This window comes from Archangium violaceum (assembly GCF_016887565.1).
Lineage (GTDB): Bacteria > Myxococcota > Myxococcia > Myxococcales > Myxococcaceae > Archangium > Archangium violaceum_B.
Window position 1 is genome coordinate 8,441,742 of record NZ_CP069396.1, and the last position, 18,898, is coordinate 8,460,639.

18 protein-coding genes are annotated in these 18,898 nt (G+C 67.0%); 7 read left to right on the plus strand and 11 right to left on the minus strand.

The window, feature by feature from the left end; genetic code table 11:
- Window positions 1-380: 380 nt before the first annotated feature.
- Both JRI60_RS33490 and JRI60_RS33495 read right to left on the minus strand, forming a co-directional pair.
- The gene (locus tag JRI60_RS33490; protein ID WP_343213351.1) at window positions 381-1,400 is read right to left on the minus strand and encodes an imm11 family protein; all 1,020 of its coding nucleotides are present in this window, start codon (window positions 1,398-1,400) and stop codon (window positions 381-383) included.
- Between the two features lie 248 nt (window positions 1,401-1,648).
- A complete protein-coding gene (locus tag JRI60_RS33495; RefSeq protein ID WP_204219994.1) occupies window positions 1,649-3,067 on the minus strand; it encodes an AHH domain-containing protein in 1,419 nt (472 codons plus the stop codon).
- A 187-nt stretch (window positions 3,068-3,254) separates the two neighbouring features.
- Between JRI60_RS33495 and JRI60_RS33500 the strand changes: the two genes are divergently transcribed.
- Window positions 3,255-3,632, plus strand: coding sequence for a helix-turn-helix domain-containing protein (locus JRI60_RS33500; protein ID WP_204219995.1), 378 nt, complete (start codon window positions 3,255-3,257; stop codon window positions 3,630-3,632).
- Here JRI60_RS33500 and JRI60_RS33505 read toward each other — a convergent pair.
- From JRI60_RS33505 to JRI60_RS33515, 3 genes are all read right to left on the minus strand, one after another.
- Window positions 3,629-4,807, minus strand: a complete 1,179-nt coding sequence (locus JRI60_RS33505; protein WP_204219996.1) for a serine/threonine-protein kinase — start codon at window positions 4,805-4,807, stop codon at window positions 3,629-3,631. The two genes, JRI60_RS33500 and JRI60_RS33505, sit on opposite strands and share 4 nt — an antisense overlap.
- Window positions 4,808-5,002: 195 nt before the next feature.
- On the minus strand, window positions 5,003-5,929 hold the full coding sequence (locus JRI60_RS33510; protein ID WP_204219997.1) for a DUF2381 family protein: 927 nt from the start codon (window positions 5,927-5,929) through the stop codon (window positions 5,003-5,005).
- Window positions 5,930-6,050: 121 nt separating this feature from the next.
- On the minus strand, window positions 6,051-6,611 hold the full coding sequence (locus JRI60_RS33515) for a hypothetical protein (RefSeq protein ID WP_204219998.1): 561 nt from the start codon (window positions 6,609-6,611) through the stop codon (window positions 6,051-6,053).
- 93 nt (window positions 6,612-6,704) lie between these two features.
- On the opposite strand from JRI60_RS33515, the gene JRI60_RS54690 reads away from it, so the two are divergent.
- The 5 genes from JRI60_RS54690 (at window position 6,705) to JRI60_RS33540 (ending at window position 10,903) form a co-directional block, all read left to right on the plus strand.
- On the plus strand, window positions 6,705-7,115 hold the full coding sequence (locus JRI60_RS54690) for a transposase (protein ID WP_204218893.1): 411 nt from the start codon (window positions 6,705-6,707) through the stop codon (window positions 7,113-7,115).
- Window positions 7,112-7,510: an IS66 family insertion sequence element accessory protein TnpB gene (gene tnpB, locus JRI60_RS33525; protein WP_204218884.1), complete on the plus strand. Its 399-nt coding sequence runs from the start codon at window positions 7,112-7,114 to the stop codon at window positions 7,508-7,510. Before JRI60_RS54690 ends, tnpB begins: the two co-directional genes overlap by 4 nt.
- Window positions 7,511-7,566: 56 nt before the next feature.
- Window positions 7,567-9,066 (plus strand): IS66 family transposase, encoded by a 1,500-nt coding sequence (gene tnpC, locus JRI60_RS33530; protein ID WP_204218883.1) that lies wholly within the window; start codon window positions 7,567-7,569, stop codon window positions 9,064-9,066.
- Between the two features lie 135 nt (window positions 9,067-9,201).
- Complete coding sequence (locus JRI60_RS33535) at window positions 9,202-9,984, plus strand: transposase (RefSeq protein WP_239469857.1); 783 nt, start codon at window positions 9,202-9,204, stop codon at window positions 9,982-9,984.
- Between the two features lie 307 nt (window positions 9,985-10,291).
- A complete protein-coding gene (locus tag JRI60_RS33540) occupies window positions 10,292-10,903 on the plus strand; it encodes a hypothetical protein (protein ID WP_204219999.1) in 612 nt (203 codons plus the stop codon).
- 101 nt (window positions 10,904-11,004) lie between these two features.
- On the opposite strand, the gene JRI60_RS33545 is transcribed toward JRI60_RS33540, so the two are convergent.
- Together JRI60_RS33545 and sitA5 are read right to left on the minus strand one after the other, a co-directional pair.
- Window positions 11,005-11,190, minus strand: coding sequence for a hypothetical protein (locus JRI60_RS33545; RefSeq protein ID WP_204220000.1), 186 nt, complete (start codon window positions 11,188-11,190; stop codon window positions 11,005-11,007).
- A gap of 357 nt (window positions 11,191-11,547) precedes the next feature.
- Window positions 11,548-12,924 (minus strand): SitA5 family polymorphic toxin, encoded by a 1,377-nt coding sequence (gene sitA5, locus JRI60_RS33550; RefSeq protein WP_204220001.1) that lies wholly within the window; start codon window positions 12,922-12,924, stop codon window positions 11,548-11,550.
- A gap of 237 nt (window positions 12,925-13,161) precedes the next feature.
- On the opposite strand from sitA5, the gene JRI60_RS33555 reads away from it, so the two are divergent.
- Window positions 13,162-13,539: a helix-turn-helix domain-containing protein gene (locus tag JRI60_RS33555; RefSeq protein WP_204220002.1), complete on the plus strand. Its 378-nt coding sequence runs from the start codon at window positions 13,162-13,164 to the stop codon at window positions 13,537-13,539.
- Here JRI60_RS33555 and JRI60_RS33560 read toward each other — a convergent pair.
- The 4 genes from JRI60_RS33560 to JRI60_RS33575 form a co-directional block, all read right to left on the minus strand.
- Window positions 13,536-13,928: a helix-turn-helix transcriptional regulator gene (locus JRI60_RS33560; protein ID WP_204220003.1), complete on the minus strand. Its 393-nt coding sequence runs from the start codon at window positions 13,926-13,928 to the stop codon at window positions 13,536-13,538. The genes JRI60_RS33555 and JRI60_RS33560 overlap by 4 nt on opposite strands.
- A gap of 2 nt (window positions 13,929-13,930) precedes the next feature.
- Window positions 13,931-15,112, minus strand: coding sequence for a serine/threonine-protein kinase (locus JRI60_RS33565; protein WP_204220004.1), 1,182 nt, complete (start codon window positions 15,110-15,112; stop codon window positions 13,931-13,933).
- 139 nt (window positions 15,113-15,251) lie between these two features.
- Window positions 15,252-16,178 carry a DUF2381 family protein gene (locus tag JRI60_RS33570; protein WP_204220005.1) on the minus strand — a complete coding sequence of 309 codons (927 nt, stop codon included), beginning with the start codon at window positions 16,176-16,178 and terminating at the stop codon, window positions 15,252-15,254.
- Window positions 16,179-16,288: 110 nt separating this feature from the next.
- Window positions 16,289-18,313 carry a serine/threonine protein kinase gene (locus JRI60_RS33575; protein ID WP_204220006.1) on the minus strand — a complete coding sequence of 675 codons (2,025 nt, stop codon included), beginning with the start codon at window positions 18,311-18,313 and terminating at the stop codon, window positions 16,289-16,291.
- Window positions 18,314-18,898 lie beyond the last annotated feature (585 nt).

Below are 18,898 nucleotides of genomic sequence, written 5' to 3' on the forward strand. Positions count from 1 at the left end.
CCACTTCTCTCTGTCACGCGGGGCAGCGTCGCGCCAAGGCGCAAACGAAAAAAGCCCCCGAGTCACTTGGGGTCGGAGGCTCCTTCGGAGTCCAGGGCGGGATTCGACCCCGGTAAGGGGGGATGGAAACCTCGAGCAGGACGCGCCCTTACCCACCATCCCCTTGATTTTACTCGGGTTCGTCATTCCGTCCCATCCCACTCCGACCCACCTGGTTCCGCCTGATTCCGCGCCGGAGGGACACATACGGGGCACATGAGCGTGCCCTACGGCACGGAGTCACGACGAGGTCCAGAGACAAGGAGACAGGCAGGCGCTCATAGGGGCCGGCGCCTCGAGCGGCGCGCAGCATCACCCGCCCGAGCTACCGCCGCTCCGTGCTACGCCACGGGCTTCCTTCTGAGACGCGACAAGTGCTCCTCGCCGTTCTCCGCGAACCGCCGCGCCAGTTCGGCCTGGCCCTCCGCGCCGTGCTCCAGCAGGTACTCCAGCTCCGAGGGCAGCAACGCCTTGACGGTGACGAGCTTCACCTCCCCATACGGTGTGGAGAAGTGCCTCGGCAGCGTGCGCGACTCCACGCCCAGTAGCACAGCCACCCTGCCATCCTCGGTGACGAGGGACCTGGGCAGGCCCTTGCCGGACACCTCCATGGAGAAGAGGCCCGCCTTCACCCCCTCGCGCACCTTCTCGTGCTCGGCGACTTCATCCGCCACGCGGTTCAGCAGCAGCAGGGGCCAGCCCTTCGAAATGTCCTTCACGGACGCGTCCACCTCCAGGGCGAGCTCCAGGCCAAAGCCCACGGAGGGCTCCAGACTCTCGATGAACGGGTCCGAGAGCCCGTGCGTCACGAGCAGGGTGCGCCCTGCCTCGCGACGGATGACGCGCCAGAGCTGCCGGTGACCCGGCCACGAATCGCTCATGGCGATGGGCATGAAGACCTCCTCGTCCAGCGTGCCCAGGGTGCGCCAGGCCGCCTCACGAGCGGTGGCCGCCGTCTCCAGCAGCTCGCGGCTTTTCCGGTCCCTCGCTCGCTCCTCCGCGCTGATGGTGCTGGGGCCGGTGACCTCTTTGAACTTCGGCCCCGTCGCGCCCAGTTCTTCAAGGGCCACCTTGATGGCCTCGGAGACGACCATGGCTACCCAGCCCCAAGTGCGGAACACCTGGGCATCGCCCACCTTCGAGGGATCGATGCGCATGCCGATCACGGAGCGGTACTCTCCGAGTTGGTCCGGCAAGCCATGCTCCGGTGTCACGTAGCGCACCTCGTCGGAAGCCTCGTCGTCGATGCACTTCACGACACGCGTGATGTTGAGAAGGAAGTATGGCTCGCTCTGTCCCTCCACCTCGACCGGAATGAGCTGCACATCGCCGGAAGCCAGCTCGGCGAACACGGCCGCCACCCGGGCATGAACTACCGGGATTGACGTACCCGCCAGGGAAAAGTCGAGCGCCTTGCCAGGGGAATAAAGGGGAATCCGGATTCGTCCCTCGACCATGACGGGCTCGCCCCGTCTAAACAGCCAGGTTCCGAGCGCCTGCCCCTGCTGATCCACGGGCTCACTTAGCTCCCACCGGCCCGGGATATGAATGTCATCCAAAAGCCTGAAATATTGTCCTGCCATCATATAGAGATTCCCTAGCGGGGTTTTCATTCGGTCAGTAGCCTATTGAGCCGGCTTCCCTTCCTGGTTATCTCCGCAGCCAGCTCCCCAAGCACTTTCCGCAATGCACGCGCGCACTCCTGCTGAGTGACACTGTCTTTCGTCGCCATGTCCAAGTCGTCAAAGACGGCTTGATGGTACTCCTCAGGATGAGGTCCATAGTGCCCGGGGAGTTGGACCTTGTTGGCCGGGTCCTCCATCGACATGCCCGCCTTGTCGAAGATTGGCTTGAACCTCTTCGTCCAGGGCCCGCCGCGCAACGTGGACTTCTCGTTCTCGACGGTGGCGATGTGGTGCACCTCCGGCTTCTTCTTCGGCGGGCCCACGCGAGCCGGAGAGCCCCTCGCGGCCATGCTCACGACGTTGGCGGGCAGGACGACACTGAAGGTGCCCTCGGCCACGGCGACCTTCACCTTGTCCGCCTCCTGCGCGGCCGTGAGCACGTCTCGGATGCCGGCATGGGACTCGAGCGCACCGGCGGCTTTCGCGAAGCCCGGCAGCTTCGGGGCCTTGGACACCAGCGCCGCCGTCTCCCCCACCGCCGCCGTTCCCAACAGGAGGAGAATCCGCACGCTGTTGGGCCCGATGACCTTGCCGAAGCGGTCTCCCGCCTCGCGCAGCTCCGCGAACGTGCTGGCCTCCGCCGCCTCCTCCCAGAGCTTGAACCAGGCCCGCACCAGGTCGAAGAGCTCCCAGCCCAGGTAGCCCCACATGAGCAGGGCCAGTGCGCCGGCCACGCATTTAGAAACGGGCTCGGGTGCCGCAACCAGGGCGAGGTATCCAATGATGGTGAGGCTCAGCGTCGTCCACAGCTGCGTCGTGGAGAACATGCCGCGCAGCTCCGCGTCCCGGGACTCCAGCGCCACATTCACGGAGAGCGCCAGGGCCAGGTCGCGCTTGTCCTCACCATCCAGGCCCGGCCCGTCCTTGAACAACCCGAGGCAGTCGCCCGGCGTGCCTTGCCGCTCGCAGAAGCTCCCGTAGGAGCGCGCCAAGGGCGTGCGCCACTCCTCGCTCGTGAGCGAGGCGGAGGCCAGCGCCAGCTTCCGGTGGAGGTAGAGCGGAAAATGGGAGTCGGCCACCCGCAGCGGCATGTTCAGCACCAGGGTGGCCAGGGCGTCGTTGAGCTCGAAATCGCTCACCTGCACCGCCCCGAATCGGGTGGGCAGGAAGAGGTGAACCCGCTCGTCCGCGGCCTCGCCCTCCTCCGCCTCGGCCGTGGAAGGCCGGGCGTCTTCGTGGAAACGGGGTGTCAGGGGCCGGTAATGGAAACCCACCAGCATCCCGCCCCGAGAAACGCCCGTGGCGCATGCGGCGTTGAGGAAGAGGACGATGAGGACCCAAGCACCCAACCAGGGGCGCTGCCGCGTGCCTGCCAGGCGCGAACCAACGGGACGGGTGGACACGCCGCACCTCCGATAGGCGGGGACTGAACCCAGGATGACAGCGGGGTCCGACAGGCACGTCAATCCATCAGGAGGGCGGAGGGATGGGCACCGACGGCTCCACCCTCACTCGCGGCCTCGTGCCGGGAGTCACCACTGCCGGGAGTTGCTCGTCGCGGACCCCTGCCCTTTGCGGTAGACGGACACCATGGACGAGAAGCTGCGACACGCCCTGGGGAGCGCGGCCCGGGCTGCTCGCCTGCGGCTGGGCCTCACGCAGGCGGAGGTGGCCAGGAAGGTGCGCCTGAAGTCCGGCGTCTACGGCCGGGTCGAGCGGGGCGCGATGGTGCCCAGCGTGCCCACGCTGCGGCGCATTTGCGAGACCCTGGGCATCTCCTCGGATGCGCTCCTGTCCCTGGGTGCGCAGGCCCACGAGACAACGGCACCGGCCCCTCCGCCCGCGGCCGGCGAGCACCCGGAGCTCAGCCGCATCATCCACATCTTGCACGGCTGGCCCCCGGAGAGGTTGGCGCTCCTGCGCAAGCTGCTGGAGACGGCCGACTCCCAACTCTCGGACGTGAGCTAACGGGGCCCAGGCAGCACGGCCTCCGTGACTTCCTCCTCGGCCGTGGCTTCCTCCTCGGGGGTGGGCAGCACGCCTCTCTCAAGGGGGAAGGCGCGCGTCTCCTGAGGGGCGGGCTTCTCGCGCACGAGGGCTCTCAGCTCCGCCGCCGCCCTGGAGCGTCCGAACCGCTTGCCCTGGCCGCGCAGCCACGCGCACAGCTCGTCGCGCATCTCACCGCCGGTCTGGTAGCGATCGTCCGGGTGGGCGCGCAGCGCCCTGTGGAGGATACGCTTGAGCGGCTCGGGCACCTTTTGGGCTACCCGCTCCACGTCCTCCGGGCCGAAACGCAGGATGCGATCGGCCAGCGCCCCCGCGCTCGTCCAGGAGGGGCGCTCGGCGCGCATGCGGGCGTTGTACCGGACCACGTCCGGGGACTCACCCGCGGGCAGGTTCACGTCTGGCGGATCCAGCGGGTACTGACCCGACAGCATCTCCAGCAGCACCATGCCCAGCGAGTAGAGGTCCGCCCGCCCATCGGGCTTCTGGCGGCGCATCACCTCTGGGGCGGCGTAGGCCAGTTCCGCACGAAGTACCCTGGAGGGCGTGTCCAACCGGCCCGCCATCCGCGAGTACGCCACGCCGAAGTCGGTGAGCTTCACCCGGCCGCTGGACTCCAGCCGGATGCTCATGGGGCTCACGGCCCGGTGGACCACGTGCAGCGGGTGGCCGTCCCCGTCCTGGCTGTTCCATGCACAGTGGAGCGCGTCGGCCACCTCCGCAGCGATGTAGACGGCATGGGCCGGTGCGAGCGTCCTGCCCAGCAGCAGCGCCGTCTCCATGGCTGTCGCCAGGAAGAGTCCCGGGGTGTGCTCCATCACCACGTAGAGCTCGCCCTGGTGCTCAACCAGCTCGTACACCTGGGCGATTCCGGGGTGGCGCAGACGCGTGGCGAGCCACACCTCCTCCACGGCCCGCTGGCGGCGCTCTTCCTCGGGCAGCATCTCCACGCGCTTGAGGATGACGAGGCACGGAATGCTTTGGCCCCGCGGAGAGGTGCGCCAGGCGATGGCCAGGGGATCATTCCCGTCCCGCAGGGGGGCAACGAGCGTGTAGCGATACTCGGGTCCCTCGAAGAGAAGACCGTCAGGACCCATGGGTCGGATGGGGAAGCTGTCGTTGCGCGCTGGGCCTTTCACGAGGGCACCTCCTGAACCATTCAGGTTCTCGGCGTCAGGACCGGGTTGCTTTCGGGCAACACGGGAGACCCTCGAAAGAAAGCATCAGCCAACCAGACAGGTCAACCCCCAGACTTGACCTTTTGGAGCGGGAGAGCCGCAGCAACCCAACGCCGTCCATCCACCTGGAGGATGCGAACGTCGTAAACGAGCCGCCTATGGGAACGTCACGCCTTCGAGGCTCACGCTCCCGATGTCGGCTCCTCCCGCCCACAGCTTGAGAGTGTAGGTGCCCCGGGCCTCGCTCTCCGCAGCGTCCAGTTCCACCACCATGAGCTGCGACTCCCCCGGAGCAATGGGCTTCAGGGGCCAGACCGTCAGCCCCGTCAGATCCTCGCGCTTGGAGCCAACCAGGGCCACCCCCATGGGCGTCCATGCCACCGGTCCGCGGTTGCGCAGCATCACCTCGACAGCCACCCTGCCCCGCCCCTCGGGTCCAACGGCTCGGTAGGTAATGACATCCTGCGCGTACAGGGCGTCTCCCGAACGTGAGGTGACATCCTTGAGCCACCGGGAAACAACACCCCTCTTGCCGAGCCATCCGTTGACGATGAATCCCGTGAGCCCCAATTGCCCACTGCACTCCTCCTGAAGACGCGCCTTGTCCTCCCTGCACTGCTGGGCCTCGGCTCGCGCCTGCTGCTCGCCCAACCGAAGGGAGGCCATCGTGCGCTCATGACGTGACACCTCCACCTGCCGCTCCGCCTGAGAAGGATGGACTACCAGCACGAAGGAAGCAGTCGTCGGCGCTACGTCGTCCTGGAAATAGACCGTCACCGGCACGCGCTCTCCGTCATGTAGCATCTCCGACGCCACGAGCGTCAGGGTGTCGTCCATCATCTTCACCCGGCGGAACCTCTCCCTCCCCTCCACTTCCACGCGCGCCAGCTTCCCGTCGAAGAACAGGTTGATGGACAGCTCCGGCCGAATGCACACCTCCGGCGGCTTGTTGGAGGCGTCCGCCGTCAGCTCGATGTAGCGCGTGCCCGTCTCACAGGTGGGAAGCGGAGCCTGCTCGGCGGCATCCGAAGGGACGGTGAGCAGGGTCAGCCCGAGCAGGGCGGTGGAGGACAAGACGAACACGGAGCGGGAATCTCCAAAGTGAAGAAGAAGAAACTGGAGAAGTAGGCCCCTAACACACCTTCCTGCCCGGTAGTCCGCGTTCCGGTCCGGGCCTCCAGCCCACCAAGCTTCAGGATGGGCGCTACTCGAAGTGCTCCACAGCCTTTACATCGGCTACGGGGTGAACCTTGACGGCTCCCTCGCCAGGCTCGATTTCGAGACCGCGATCCAGTTCTTGGTACAGTTCCATGCAGACGGTGAACGTGTCCCCAGCGGGCGTAACGGCCTGGGTGATGCGGCCGTAAACACGCTGCTCCCCGACACAGAGCTGCCCGGAGAACAGCGTACCGTCCGGGAGCACGACTCGCCCGCCCACGCCCATGGCATCGGCCCCCACTTTCCAGGCACCTGACAGCTCCAGCGAAATGGGACCGTCTTTCACGGGCACGGGCTTGTGACTGCCCATCTTCATGCCGGGAAGAAGGGCCTTTGCGCCCCTACCTCCGAGGCGAATGCCCAATTGACCGGTCATGGTCTCGACAGCACCGGCCGGGCACGCCTGGGGCGCGGGCTCCTTACGAACCTGGGCACCGGGACAGGCCATGTTGGCGGCAGCGGCCACGGCGAACAGCACGTTGGCCCCAGTGGAGCCGTTGCCCTTCTTCTCTCGCTCCGCCTGTGAGCCGGGGGCCTTCTTCTTCATGCGAGTCGTTCCCGAGCTGAGCGTCATGGTGGTGACGGGCGCAGAGTAAATGCTCGCCCGAGCCCGTCGTGACGTGAGCGCCGAGACGTGAGCATGTCCGTCGTCCCCAAGAAGGAGGCGGAAGAGATGGACATGAAGGAGCAGGCGGAGAAGTTCCGGAAGGTGGTGCAAGAGCGGGGAGGAGTGGGCCCGAGAGCGCGCTACACGGAGGAGCAGAGACAGGAAGCGTTGGAGTACGTGCGAGCGCGCCAGCAGCAGGGGGCGAGCGTGGAGGAAGCGGCGAAGGAGTTGGGCATGAGCAGCTGGACGCTCAGCCGGTGGGGCAGCGCGGCGCGCCGAGCCACCCAGCAGCAGCCCGCGAGGGAGGCGCTGGTGCCCGTCGAGATAAAGGCCGAGCGTGCCCAGGCTCGAGGAAGGGGGCTGGTGGTGCACGGGCCGGGGGGAGTCCGGGTGGAGGGGCTGTCGCTGGAAGACGCGGTGCGGTTGCTGAGGGGGCTGCAGTGATTGGCTCCACGCGCAGGCTCGCGGTGTACGCCTACGGGCAGCCGTGCGACATGCGCAAGAGCTTCGATGCGCTGTGCGGGCTGGTGACGCAGGCGCTGGGGCGCGACTTCCTCTCGGGAGACGTCTTCCTCTTCGTCGGACGGGACAGGAAGAGGGCCAAGGCGCTCTTCTGGGACGGCACCGGGCTGTGCTTGTACGCCAAGCGGTTGGAGAAGGGACGCTTCGCCCCGCTGTGGCGGCGCGAGAGTGGCGCGCAGCCGCTTGAGCTGACGGTGTCGGAGCTGGCCCTGTTCCTGGAGGGCAGCGAGATGGTGGGGCGAGCGCCGCTGTCGCCCGAGCCGTACAAACTGGTGCCTCTCTTCCAAGCCCAGACAGTGCAGGGGGTGACTTCGTGAGTCACGCTGCACGGACTACTTGCGCGGGAGGGTGAAGCCATGTCACTACCGGGGGCATGAGCTTCCAGCTTACGACGGAGAAGGACGTGGAGAGGCTGCGCCAGGCGGCCCTGTTGCTGGAGGCGGAGAACAAGCGCCTGGTGGCGCGCGTGGTGGAGCTCACGCGCAAGCTGATGAGCGCGCGGGGCCAGGACGCCGAGGAATTGCAGTTGCGCTTGCAGGAGTTGGAGCGGCAGCTCGCGCAGCGCACCGGCGAGCTGTTTGGCCGCTCCAGCGAGAAGCGCCCCCGCGGCGAGCAGGACGAGGGGAAACAGGCCGGGCCGGCCGAGCCCGCGCGCGGCCACGGCCCGCGCACCCAGCCCACACTGCCACTGCTGGAGGAAGTGCACACGCTGGAGGAGCCAGACAAGCAGTGTCCCGAGTGCGGCGGGGCGCTGACGGAAATGAAGGGTTGCTACGAGGAGGCCGAGGAGGTGGACGTGGTGGAGCGGCGCTTCGTGCTGCGCCGCCACAAGCGACAGAAGTACCGCTGCGGGTGCGGCGGATGCGTGGAGACGGCCCTGGGCCCGCCCAAGCTTCAGCCCGGCGGGCGCTACTCGGTGGACTTCGCCGTGGAAGTGGCCGTGGCCAAGTACCTCGACCACATGCCGCTGGAGCGGCAGGTGAGAACCATGCAGCGCGAGGGGCTGGCGGTGGACAGCCAGACGCTTTGGGACCAGATAGACGCGCTGGCGCGGCTGCTGTCGCCCGCGCACGAGGCGCTGCACCAGGCGCTGCTGACGCGGGAGATTCTGGGGGGAGACGAGACGCGCTGGCCGCTGCTGGGCAGCAAGAGTCAGACGCGCTGGTACGCCTGGGCACTGTGCGCTCCTGACGCCGTGGTGTACCGGATACAGGAGGGCCGGGACGTGGAGGCCGCGCGCAACATGCTCAAGGACTTCCGTGGAGTCCTCATGACGGATGGGCTGAGCACATACGAGAGCGTGGCGGGCAAGAGCGCGGGCATATCTCTGGTGAACTGCTGGATGCACGCGCGGCGCAAATTCGTCGAGTGCGCGGAAGCCTTCCCCCAGGCGAACGAAGCCCTGGACATGATTGCCGAGCTGTACGCGGTGGAGCGCGAGTATAAGCAGGGGCCCGAGAACCTGGCGCGCCTGCTGGAACTGCGACAGCAGAAGAGCCGTCCCATTATCGAGCGGCTGCACCAGTGGGCGTGCGAGCAGCGCGTCCTGCCCCAGTCGGCGCTGGGCCAGGCAATCAAATACATGAGCAACCGGTGGACGGGGCTGACACGGTTTCTGACGGACCCGCGGGTGCCGCTGGACAATGGAGCCACCGAGCGTGCCATGCGCGGGCTGGCGGTGGGCCGCAAGAACCACTACGGCAGCCGGAGCCGGCGCGGCACCGAGGTGGCGGCCCTCTACTACAGCCTGATGGAGACGGCGAAGCTATGCGGGGTGGACCCCAAGCGCTACCTGCGAGAGGCCGCGCTGGCGGCCCTGCGCGGGGAAGCGCTCCCCCTGCCCAACCAACTCGCTCAGCCCGCCGAGGGCTGACGCGCTACGCTACTCATTCCCACCTGTCTCGAGCTGACCGGGCGCCGCGGTGCTTGTTGCACTGCGGTGAGCGCCCCCTCACGCCCTCCATTCGTCGTCAAGCTCTTCGACCACGGGGCTCGGCGAGCATTTACGGTGCAACAGGTGTCACGCTGGCTACCGGGCAAGGCCGTGGAACTGGTGGCGGACAGCGCTTACGCCTGCCGGGAGGTGCTGCGCCACTTGCCACAAGGTGTTGTTTTCGTGGGAGCCATGCGCGCGGATGCTTCGCTGCACCGTCCGCGCACACGCCCGTGCCGCTCGCCTGTCACCGGCCGACGGCTCACCCGGGACATCCCCCTGCCCAAGCCCGAGAAGCTCGCCCAGGACAAGAAATTCCCCTGGCTGTCCATGACGCTCACCCTGTATGGCAAGCCGACGCAGGTGCAATACAAGGAATTGGTGGCGCGCTGGTCGCATCCCGCTGGGAAGACACTGCTCAAAGTAGTCATCGTCCAAGTGCTTCGCGGAGAACTGCCTATACGCGTCTTTTTTTGCACGGACTCGAGCCGTACCGCTCGACAGGTCATTGAAAGCTATGCCTGCCGGTGGGGAATCGAGGTGCTCTTCCGCGACCTTAAGCAACTGCTGGGCTTCTCCTCCTCGCGAGCGCGCTCCCGCCTGGCGGTGCTGCGGACGGCTCCCTGGGTGGGAATGTGCTACACCCTGCTGGTCATCTGGTACATGGAACTGAAATGGGACACGACAGCCATGGGGCTGCCCGTGCGTCCCTGGTACCGAACCAAACACACTATCAGCTTCGCGGATATTCTTCGCATGGCTCAGCGCACCCTGGCCTCTGCGGACTGGGTCAACCCACGTCTCCTTCTCGCCAAGTCGGATGACCCCATTTCACTGTCTCGGCCGAAAGCCGCATGATTGAGCGGCTCGTTAGCCCAAAAATGGCGAAAGTCGAGTCTGACGGTAAGTTCGACTTCCTCCGTACCACCGACGCCTACAAACGCGCGATGGACTGCGCACGCGACCGCTTCAGCTGGTCCAAGCAGACGTTCTGAAGGAGGGGCCGGAGGGGGAGAGCCCACCGCCAGTGGCAGCGGTGGGGCGGAGCCCAAGAAGACTCGGATGCCAGCCGCCCTACCCGCTCCATCTTCCGAAATCCGAGGGCGTCGGTGGGTATCAGCTCCTGAGCCCGGGAATTCATCCCGGCCACAGCCAGGAGTCCCGAATGGTCTTCCTCCCCATCATCGCCAACAACCTCGGCAAGATCGCCGCCGCGGCTGCAACCACCTTGGGCATCGTGGGTTACGTCAACCGCGACCGGCTCGGCCGCTGGCTCTCGGACGAAGAGCCCGACGCGAAGGAGCGGAAGCAGGGGCACCTCCAGGACGCGGGCGTGCTCGAGACGGCCGAGTCGATCAAGAACCTCCATGGCCAGCTGGCCCCGGACGAGCTGGACAGGAAGCACACGGAGCTCTTGGAGAAGCTCACCGCGATGAACACCAAGACGATGAGCGACTTCAGGGTGCTCATCAACGAGGCGCAGTCGGAGGTCATCACCTCCATGGCCGAGTTCGAGGGCCAGCTCGACGCCCAGCGCAGCGAGACGCGGGCGCTCGGCGAGGAGCTGCGTGAGGCCGTGGCAGACCTGGCGCGCCGACAGGACGCGGTGGAGCAATTTCTCCACGGAAAGGACCAGGGAGAGGTCTTCGCTGTGCCCGGGCGCCAGCGCACCGCCACTACGACTCCGAGCAAGCCGGAAGAGACCGGCAAGAAGCCCTCCCCGAACGGCAGGCGGAGGGGCAACGGGAGCACCGCGCCCGAGACGCGTGCCCCCTGACACGCTCCCCCGCTCTCTCGCAGCTGCATGCCGGTGATGGCCCACGAGCCCCCGGCATTTTTTGGCCTCCGCAGCCCGTGCAGCTGCGGTGCCGCGAAGCATCACCAGCCCAGTGCGACATCACACAACGCGCCGCTCTCCGTGAACCGGCACACCAGCTCGTTGCGGCCCTTCTTCCCGTGCGCCACGGGGGTCTGCCGCTCTACCGACAGCAGCGCTTTGACAGTGGGTGAGCCGCACATCTCCGGCAACATGGTGAGGTGCCGCAGCAACGAGCGCGACTCCACGCCTCGCCCTACAAGATGACCCATTACAGCGTGTCGCGGTTGAAGATGGCCAGGGAGTGCCATATCAGCCCGTCTCGGCCATAGAAGAACAGGATGAGACAGTAAGGACTGTCTGACGGCTCATCCGGATGGGGCGTCCACGCTAGCCGGAGACCATCCAGAACCCTCGGACCCACGTCCGGAGAGTAGTTTTGGCACTCCGCTGCGAGTGCGTCTGTCGGGTCGAGTCGCCGGAGATCCCGCCACTCACCGGCTGGACTGGAGAGAAGTGTCCTCAGAACTTCCTGATGGCGCTTCATGCCAACGATGTCGCCAGAAACGAGTTCCAGCACCACCTCCAGACTCATGGGTTCCATATCACCTCCCGAAGAGAGACTTGAATGCATTGAACTCGTGCTCGGTAGCCAGCCGGAGAACACCACTTTGGACTCTACTCCTGTGCGCAGCCGCGCTGCGCCCAGCTACAGTCGTAACGTGCGTACCGTTCTGCTCGAAGATGTGTTCTCGACCGTTCGGACCCCGAACGACGAATCTGCCGTTCTCCGACTGAATGAAGACATCGGCAGGGCGAGCGTTCCTCGCATCGTTGAACGCTGTCCCGACAGGCCGGCCTTCCATCTGTCGCTGCCGGGCATGCTCGGACTTCGATGGCCCGTTCACCGTCATGGCCACGATATTGGCGGGAAGGACGACACTGAAGGTGCCCTCGGCCACGGCGACCTTCACCTTGTCCGCCTCCTGCACGGCCGTCAGCACGTCTCGGATGCCGGCATGGGACTCGAGTGCACCGGCGGCTTTCGCGAAGCCCGGCAGCTTCGGAGCCTTGGACACGAGCGCCGCCGTCTTCCCCACCGCCGCCGTGCCCAGCAGGAGGAGAATCCGCACGCTGTTGGGCCCGATGACCTTGCCGAAGCGGTCTCCCGCCTCGCGCAGCTCCGCGAACGTGCTGGCCTCCGCCGCCTCCTCCCATAGCTTGAACCAGGCCCGTACCAGGTCGAAGAGCTCCCAGCCCAGGTAGCCCCACATGAGCAGGGCCAGTGCAGCAGCGACACCTTTAGAAACGGGCTCGGGTGCCGAAACCAAGGCGAGATATCCAATGATGGTGAGGCTCAGCGTCGTCCACAGCTGCGTCGTGGAGAACATGGAGCGCAGCTCCGCGTCCCGGGCCTCCAGTGCCGCATTCACGGAGAGCGCCAGGGCGAGGTCGCGCTTGTCCTCGCCGCTCAGGCCCGGCCCGTCCTTGAACAACTCGAGGCAGTCGCCCGGCGTGCCATTCCGCTCGCAGAAGCTCCCGTAGGACCGCGCCAGGGGCGTGCGCCACTCCTCGCCCGTGAGCGGGAAGGAGGCCAGCGCCAGCTTCCGGTGGAGGTAGAGCGGGAAACTGGAGCCGGCCACCCGCAGCGGCATGTTCAGCACCAGGGTGGCGAGGGCTTCGTTAAGCTCGAAGTCGCTCACCTGCACTGCCCCGAATCGGGTGGGCAGGGAGACGTGAACCAGCGCGTCCGCGGCCTCGCCCTCCTCCACCTCCTCAGCTTCCGTTTCAGCCGTGGAAAGCCGGGCATCCTCATGGAAACGGGGTGTCGGTGGCCGGTAGGACGAACCCACCAGCAGGCCGCCCCGAGGAACACTCGTGGCGCACGCTGCGTGGAGGAAGAGGAGGATGAGGGCCCAAGTACCCAACCAGGGGCGCTGCCGCGTGCCTGCCGGGCGCGAACCAACAAGACGGGTGAACATGCCGCACCTCCGATCAAGGTGACTGGCCCCAGGATTACAGGAGGGTCCGACAGGCACGACAATCCATCAGGTGGGTGAAGGTATTGACGACGTGAAGGATAGGACCCCGCGCCATGAAATGAGCCGAGCGGGATGGTCGCCGACGGCTCCACCACCGCTCACGGCTGCGTGCCGGGACTCACCACTGCTGGGAGTTGCTCATCGCACGATCCTGCCCTTTGCGGTAGAGGGAGCCTCATGGACGAAAAGCAGCGACACGCGCTGGGGGACGCGGCCCGAGCTGCTCGCCTCCGGCTGGGCCTCACGCAGGCGGAAGTAGCCAAGAAGGTTCGCCTGAAGTCCGGGGTCTATGGCCGGGTCGAGCGCGGCGCGATGGTACCGAGCGTGCCGACACTTCGGCGGATCTGCGAGACCCTGGGCATCTCCTCAGACGTGCTCCTGTCCCTGGGGACTCGAGCCCACGAGGTGACGACACCGGCCCCTCCGCCCGCGGCTGGCGAGCACCCGGAGCTCAGCCGCATCATCCACATCTTGCAGGAGTGGCCGCCGGAGCGGTTGGCGCTCCTGCGCAAACTGCTGGAGACGGCCGACACCCACCTCGCGGACGAGGGCTAACGGGCCTCGGGCGGCACGAGGCTACGCGCCACGTAACCGACAGTCGAGAGCTGCTTGTCGTCCAACTGGCGCAGGGTGCGGAGCAGGCGGCGCAGTCGCGGCGACTCTTCCGAGGTGGGCTCGGGCTCCTTCAACCAGGCCGTCGCCTCGCGGCCATTGAGATTCAGGACGGCGTTGGCATCTACCCGGAGAGCCACGCACAGCCGCCGCAGACTGGGGACACTCGGGGTCAGGTTGCCCCTCTCTACCCGCCCGTAGACCTCAGTGGCGACGCCCACGCGCTCGGCTACGTCCGCCTGGGTCAGCTCGGCCTTGAGCCGGGCCTCTCGCAGGGCCGCGCCCAGGTGAACGGTCAACTTCTTCTTCGTCAGGTGGTTGCTCTTCTTCATGGTCACTCGCTCCGGTCCGTCTTCTCCTCCTCCGTGACTTCCTCCTCGGCCGTGGCTTCCTCCTCGGGGGTAGGCAGTACGCCCCTCTCGATGGGAAAAGCGCGCGTCTCCTGAGGGGCGGGCTTCTCGCGCATGAGGGCTCGCAGTTCCGCCGCTGCCCTGGCGCGTCCGAACCGCTTGCCCTGGATGCTCAGCCACGCGCACAGCTCGTCCCTCATCTCACCGCCCGTCTGGTAGCGCTCGTCCGGATTGCCGCGCAGGGCCTTGTGCAGGATGAGTTTGAGCGGCTCGGGCACCTTCCGGGCCACGCGCTCCACATTTTCCGGGCCGAAGCTCAGGACGCGGTCGGCCAGCTCCCCCACGCTCGTCCAGGAGGGACGCTCGGCGCGCACGCGGGCGTTGTACCGGTTTGCTTCCGGAGTCTCGCGGAACGGCAGCCTCTCGTCCGGTGAGTCCAGCGGGTACTGGCCCGACAGCATCTCCAGCAGCACCATGCCCAGCGAGTAGAGGTCGGCCCGCCCATCGGGCTCCTGGTGGCGCATCACCTCGGGAGCGGCATAGTCCAACTCCGCGCGCAGCACCTTGGAGGGTGTGTCCAGCCGTCCGACCATCCGCGAGTACGCCACCCCGAAGTCGGTGAGCTTCACCCGGCCGCTGGACTCCAGCCGGATGCTCATGGGGCTCACCGCCCGGTGGACAACGTGCAGCGGTCGGCCCTCCTCGTCCTGGCTGTTCCAGGCGTAGTGGAGCGCGTCGGCCACCTGGGCGGCGATGTAGACGGCATGGGCCGGTGCGAGCGTCTTGCCCAACAGCAGCGCCGTCTCCATGGCCGTCGCCAGGAAGAGGCCCGGGGAGTGCTCCATCACCACGTAGGGCTCGCCCTGGTGCTCCGCCAGCTCGTACACCTGGGCGATACCGGGGTGCTGCAACCGGGTAGCAAGCCGAACCTCCTCTACGGCCCGCTGGCGGCGCTCCTCCTCGGGGGGCATCTGCACCCGCTTGAGGATGACGAGGCACGGAACGCTCTCCCCGAGCAAGGAGGTGCGCCGAGCGATGGCCATGGGGTCATGTGCGTCCGCCAGCGGGGCGACGAAGGTGTAGCGGTACTCGGGCCCCTCGAAGAGAAGACCGTCAAGACCTGTGGGGTGGATGGGGAAGCTGTCGCTGCTTGATGGCTCTTTCACGAAGATACCTCCTGAACCTTTCAGGCACTCAGATTCAAAAATGAGTTCCTTTCAGGTAACACAGGAGACCATCGAAAGAAAGCACCGGCCAACCAAGCAGGTCAGCGCCCAGACTCAACCTGCTGGAGCGGGGGAGCTTCTACGGGAACGTCACGCCGCCGAGGGCGAGGCCCTCAGCTCCGGCCTCTGCCGCCCACAGTTTGAGCGTGAAGGTACCCCGGGCCTCGCTCTCCGCCGCGTTCAGCTCGACCACGATGCGTTTCGACTTCCTCGGCGGGATGGGCTCCAGGGGCCACACCGTCAGCCCCGTCAGCTCCTCGTGCTTGGAGCCCACCAGGGCCGCTCCCGAGGGCGTCCAGGTCACCGTTCCCCAGTTGAACAGCTCCATCTCCACGGCCACTCGTCCCCGCCCATCAGGTCCAACGGCCCGGTAGCTGATGACCTTCCATGCGGCGAGGGGATCCCCTGGGCGCGAGGTGACGGCCTTGAGCTCCCGGGCGACAACGCCCTTCTTGCCGAGCCATCGGTTGACGATGAGCCCCATGAGCCCACCCTGCCCACTGCACTCGGCCTGGAGACGCGCCTTCTCCTCCCGGCACTGCTGGGCCTCGGCTCGTGCCTGCTGCTCGCCCTGCCGGAGGGAGGCCACGGTACGCTCGTGGCGCGATACCTCTACCTGGCGCTCCGCCTGGGATGGGTGGACCACCAGCACGAAGGTGGCACTCGGTGGCGCCGCGCCGTCCTCGAAATAGACCGTCACCGGCACGCGCTCCCCATCGTGCAGCGCCTCCGAGGCCACGAGCGTCAGGGTGTCGTCCACCAGCTTCACCCGGCGGAACCGCTCCTGCCCCTCGACCTCCACGCTCGCGAGCTTCGCGTCGAAGAACAGCGTGAGGGACAACTCCGGCCGGATGCACACCTCCGGCGTCTTGCTGGGGGTGTCCGCCGTCAGCTCGATGTAGCGCGTCCCCGCTTCGCAGGTGGGGAGCGGCGCCCGCTCGGTAGCCTCGACGGGTGCGGTGAACAGGGCCAGCCCGAGCAGGGCGGTGGAGGACAAGGTGAACACGGAGCGGGAACCTCCAGGAAGAGACCGGAGACGTGGGCCTCTAACACACCTTCCTGCCCGGTAATGCGCGAGCCGCCTGGGCTTCCAGCCCGCCAAGCCCCGGGATGGCGCTACTCGAACCGCTCCACCGTCTTCACCTCTACGCGGGGGTGGACCTTGATGGCGCCACCGTCAGATTCGATCTCAAGTCCGCGCTCCTCGTCGAACTGGCCGATCAACTCCATGCAGACGGTGAACCTGTCCCCGGTGGGCGTGACGGCCTGGGTGATGCGTCCGTAGACGCGCTTCTCCCCGATGCAGAGCTGTCCGGTGAGGTGGGTGCCACTCGGCAGTGCCGTGCGCCCACCCCGGCCCATGGCATCGGTTCCCACGTCCCAGTCGCCAGCCAGCTCAACGGAGATGGGGCCCGCCTTCACGGGGACGGGCTCGGAACTGCCATGCTTCTCACCGGGCATGCCGGCACCGTGTCTCTCTCCAAGGCGGAGGCCGAGCTGGCGAGTCATGGTTTCAACGGCACCGGCTGGGCATACCTGAGGCGCGGGCTCCTTGCGGACCTGGGCGCCGGGACAGGCCAGGTTGGCGGCAGCGGCCACGGCGAGCAACACGTTGTTCCCGGTGGAGCCGTTGCCCTTCTTCTCCTTCTCCGCCTGTGAGCCGGGGGCCTTCTTCTTCATGCGCGTTGTTCCCGAGCTGAGCGTCACGGTGGTGACGGGCGCAGGGGTGTCCGCCCTCGGAGGCGCTGCGCCTGCGTCAGCTTCGGGCGGCTTCCACGGGGGCGCCACTTCATGGACGTACGTAGCCCATGGCGTCGGGCCATCGGGTGAGAATTCCGCAGGTACAGGGGGCGTCAACACCGGCTGGCCTGGAGTCGGTGTGGAAGGCGGCGGCTGGAGTTGGCCGAGGAGATGAGCCAGCCCCAACCCCACCACCGCAAGCCCCACCACGGCCATCAGGACAGGAGCGGCCCGCCTCACTCGGGTGCGAAGCGTGGGGACGGTTGCCGCGGTGGGCGGCTCGGGTGGGGCGGGAGCCACGGTGGGAGGAGCGGGTGGCTCAGGTGAGGCGGGAGCGACTACGGGAGGAGCGGGCGGCTCAGGTGGGGCGGGAGCGACTACGAGAGAAGCAGGCGGCCTGCCCCGCTTGGGCTTTTGCCGGATCCACCTGCGCAGCCACGCCTGGCTGTCGTAGCCCAACAGCTCTGGCGCGTCCTCGGTGGTGCGTCCGTCCACCGTCCAGCCGTAGCACAACGGCATCTCCCAGCGGCGGGGGTCCGCCTTCGCCTCCTCCAGCAGCTTCTCCAGCGCCACGCACAACGCCTCGTCATCCGGTACGCGGGCGTTCGCCTTGGCCAGCAGGCGCAGACACAGCTCACTCAAAGGCCGGGGTACGCGGGAGTTGCGCACGTGCGGCGGCTTGGGGTTGCCCGCGAGAATCTCCCCCATCAGCTCGTCGTCCGGGCCGTTGAAAGGGTACACGTCGACGGCGAGCACGTAGAGGATGACGCCCAGGGCGTACAGCTCGTCTGTCACCGCGTAGTCGTAGCTCTCCCCCCGCTTTCGGTTTTCGCGCAGGAAGAAGGACACGGCTTCGGGGCTGCGGTAGCGGAGGTTGGCCGGGGCCAGGGCTCCTGTAACGCGCGGAGCGCCCGGCATGGCACCGGCTCCAAAGTCCACCAGCACCGGCCCTCCGTTCCCATCGCGAACTAAGACATTGTCCCCCTTCAAGTCGCGGTGCTTCACATCCTTGGCGTGGACCGCCATCAACGCCCGAGCGAGCGGCAGCAGCTTCTCCACCAGCTCGCGGGCGCACGGATTGTTGTCCCTCGCCCACTGATAGAGCGTCACTCCCGGCACGTACTCCATGACGAGCACCAGGTACTCTGGCTTCTCCTCCGGCCATTTGAAGTGACTCAGCAGCTTCACCACGTTGGGGAACTCGTGACGGAGCATGATGAACAGCTCCCGCCAGCCCCATTCCCCGACGCTCTCCAGGTGGATGAACTTGAGGGCACACGGGCTGCCGTCACGCCACGAGAGGAACACCTTGCCGAAGCCCCCAGCTCCCAGCTTCTTCTCGATGCGATAGCCGCCCACCACCATGTCCGGCCGCACCACGTCCTCCAACGTGGGCTTCATGGTGCCGCTCCAGCGGGAGCACGGGCCCGTGACGGTAGGAGTTCGATCATGCGTTCAACCTCGGGAGTGGGGAAGCTACCAGAACCATGCGCCTCCCGTGCCTGAGGACGTGTCCGGCCCCGGCTGTTAGGTGCCTAGCTGGCCGGGGCGGCGGCTACCGCCCTGCGAGCACAATGCCCTGGGGTGACGTGAGCGCCCCTTGTGCCAAGAGGCAGGCGTCGTCCACAGCGCCCGCTTTCTTTTGGGGGCCGTGCTGGATCATGCAGTGAAGTCCCTCCTCCAAGAGCACAAACACCATCAGGGCAATGCTTCGAATCTCCATTCCCGAGCCATTCGCGCGACCTTGCACTTTCAACACCGGCCTCGGAGAGCGATCTCCGGGGCCGGTGCGTTTCTCCCCCACGTTTCCGTGACCTTCGCCGCTCGACGAGCCCGCCGCGCGCGTGGACCTCGTTCGCGCAGAGAGCGCCGTGGGCGAGAAGGAGCGCGCACGACGAGGGCGTTCTGGGCGGCGTTCGCGCTCTCTGTCCTCCGGGGATAGAGAAGCCGAGAGCGTTCAACAGCGGAGGGCCTTCGGGCAGGACG

What these genes read in the sequence shown, in the direction of transcription:
- JRI60_RS33575 (WP_204220006.1), bottom strand. Translation starts at nt 18,313, where the DNA reads ATGAAGCCCACGTTGGAGGACGTGGTGCGGCCGGACATGGTGGTGGGC.
- tnpC (WP_204218883.1), top strand. Translation starts at nt 7,567, where the DNA reads ATGAGCTTCCAGCTTACGACGGAGAAGGACGTGGAGAGGCTGCGCCAG.
- JRI60_RS33515 (WP_204219998.1), bottom strand. Translation starts at nt 6,611, where the DNA reads ATGAAGAAGAAGGCCCCCGGCTCACAGGCGGAGCGAGAGAAGAAGGGC.
- JRI60_RS33560 (WP_204220003.1), bottom strand. Translation starts at nt 13,928, where the DNA reads ATGAAGAAGAGCAACCACCTGACGAAGAAGAAGTTGACCGTTCACCTG.
- JRI60_RS33540 (WP_204219999.1), top strand. Translation starts at nt 10,292, where the DNA reads ATGGTCTTCCTCCCCATCATCGCCAACAACCTCGGCAAGATCGCCGCC.
- sitA5 (WP_204220001.1), bottom strand. Translation starts at nt 12,924, where the DNA reads ATGTTCACCCGTCTTGTTGGTTCGCGCCCGGCAGGCACGCGGCAGCGC.
- JRI60_RS33555 (WP_204220002.1), top strand. Translation starts at nt 13,162, where the DNA reads ATGGACGAAAAGCAGCGACACGCGCTGGGGGACGCGGCCCGAGCTGCT.
- JRI60_RS33500 (WP_204219995.1), top strand. Translation starts at nt 3,255, where the DNA reads ATGGACGAGAAGCTGCGACACGCCCTGGGGAGCGCGGCCCGGGCTGCT.
- JRI60_RS54690 (WP_204218893.1), top strand. Translation starts at nt 6,705, where the DNA reads ATGTCCGTCGTCCCCAAGAAGGAGGCGGAAGAGATGGACATGAAGGAG.